Genomic DNA, 1917 nt, shown 5'->3' on the forward strand with positions numbered 1-1917 from the left:
GACGACGGCCAGGTCGTCGACCTCTGGGTGTCGAAGCGCTACGCGCGCACGCCGGGTGTGCGCATCGAGGCGATCGAATTGAATTTGCAGCGAGCATAGGAGCGGGCCTTGAAAACGAAAAACGGAAAGCTGACCATCAACGCGGTATTGCAGACCATGAGGCCGGGCAGCCGGTACACGGCGGCACGCCTCGCCGAGAAGATCGGGGCGCCGCTGTCGTCGGTGCGGCAGCTGCTGGCGACCGACGTCGCGCTTGCGCGGCTCGACTCGCGCAGTACACGCCGTGGCCGCGAATACTCGCTCGCGGGAACCTGCCGCGCGCCGGACGCGCACGTCGACACGCGGGTCCGACCGGACTTCACGAGCCACCTCACGGGGTACGCGGGCTGGCTCGGCAGCGTGCAGGCGCTGGCGATGACGACTCGGGGTGTGCGTTGAACGGCATCTTCGAAAACACCGAGCAGGCGCTGCATGTCAGTTTCCTCGTCACGTCGCTGCCGCCGCGCCAGAAGCAGCAGTTCCGCGTCGCGCTGATTCAGATCCTCGAATCCGTCGGCCATCTCAGCCAGCGTCAGGCGGAATTCCTCGACTACCTCTACGGGAGCGCGTCGGGGACGATCAATTTCGAGGGGTTGAGCGGCGACGAGATCCGCGCGCAGTGCGCGATGGTAGTCGCGGCGGTGCGCGCCCACCTGCTGAAGCCCGAGCGCAACGCGGTATGGTTGCGCTACGCCTGCGGCATCCCGGCGCGGCCGGCGTCGTCAGCGAATGCCGCCGACCCGGGTATCCCGCCGTCGGAGGAGTGGAAGCGGGCGTTGGTCGAGATGCGGACCTATCTGCGACCGTCCCTCTCGCTGACGAACGGCGACGCGATCATGGCGCTGATCGCCGGCCACTCGCAGCCAAAGCAGCGTCAGGACGGGCTGTCGTATCGCGCGATCTCCGAGGAAACGCACATCCCGGTGCGCACGCTGGAACGCAACGCGCAGTTGATCCGGAAGCGTCTCGTCGGGTTGGAGCAGCAGGCGGTGAAACGGTTGAAGCCGCTCTTTGAGCGAAACAACGTGACATTTCCGGAGGCCGTTGAGGCGTAAGGGGAACAGCGAAAAATCCCCTTGCAAAAGTGGCGGACAGGGTGTAAATTTTCGCCAAATTGCAGAGTTGCGACCAAAGCCCGCTGAGCCGACAAGCCAGCGGGCTTTTTCGTTTGCATCTTCACGCATGCGCTTGGTTGCGAGTGCCGGGGATTCGGTTTCTCCGGCCGGACGCGGAGTCAGTCGCCGCTATCAGCCGGGGCGGATCGACTCCCCAGTGGCTCTAATCCGTCGGACAGAGCGCAGTCGTGAGGGTGACAGCCGCAGTCGACCATTGACGCGCCAACCGGGGCCTAAATTTCAGAGTCGAGCGCCTCGCCGCATGTGATGTGGCTCACGAGATTGCGCCACCGCTTGAAGGCGATCCCCGCAGAACAGAAGCGCGGGTAGCAGACGCTTGCGGATTCCCTCAACCCTAGATCGCCATGCCGAAGCAGCCGAAGCTCGTCACTGATTCCGCCGCGTCGCGGCCGGTGCCGCCCGACATCCTGTTCGGTGATTCAAATTGGATCCGACGCATCGTGCCGGCCGACGGTGTCACCGAGTGGGTGAACGAGACGCTCCTACGCGATGGCGCACCACTGCACAACCCGGATCACGCGCACCTCGTCGACGCCGACGTCGCCTACCTCTGGGCGGCCGTCGAGAACGTCCGCCAGATGCGCCGCGTTATCGGCCAGTGCGAAGAGGTGATGATCCGCGCTGGCGGCTGGCAGCGCGCCAGGCAGGAGCAGCAGCTCTGCGAGTGGTTCGGCCGCGTGCCGGCCTTCCTGATCACGCTCGACGCGCACTACGCGCGCGAGTGCAACGACCTGCAGTGGTG

General features: G+C 65.4%; 3 protein-coding genes and 1 pseudogene. All 4 read left to right on the forward strand.

The window, feature by feature from the left end:
* Window positions 1–99: pseudogene (locus WS69_RS35465) on the forward strand (RusA family crossover junction endodeoxyribonuclease); the annotation flags it as partial.
* Window positions 100–108: 9 nt separating this feature from the next.
* A complete protein-coding gene (locus tag WS69_RS06670) occupies window positions 109–438 on the forward strand; it encodes a hypothetical protein (protein WP_059470015.1) in 330 nt (109 codons plus the stop codon).
* A complete protein-coding gene (locus WS69_RS06675; protein ID WP_059470016.1) occupies window positions 435–1094 on the forward strand; it encodes a hypothetical protein in 660 nt (219 codons plus the stop codon). Before WS69_RS06670 ends, WS69_RS06675 begins: the two co-directional genes overlap by 4 nt.
* A gap of 425 nt (window positions 1095–1519) precedes the next feature.
* Window positions 1520–1917: putative metallopeptidase (locus tag WS69_RS06680; RefSeq protein WP_269434734.1), on the forward strand; the 398-nt coding region annotated here is incomplete at its 3' end.

The organism is Burkholderia sp. BDU5 (genome assembly GCF_001522845.1).
GTDB lineage: Bacteria > Pseudomonadota > Gammaproteobacteria > Burkholderiales > Burkholderiaceae > Burkholderia > Burkholderia mayonis.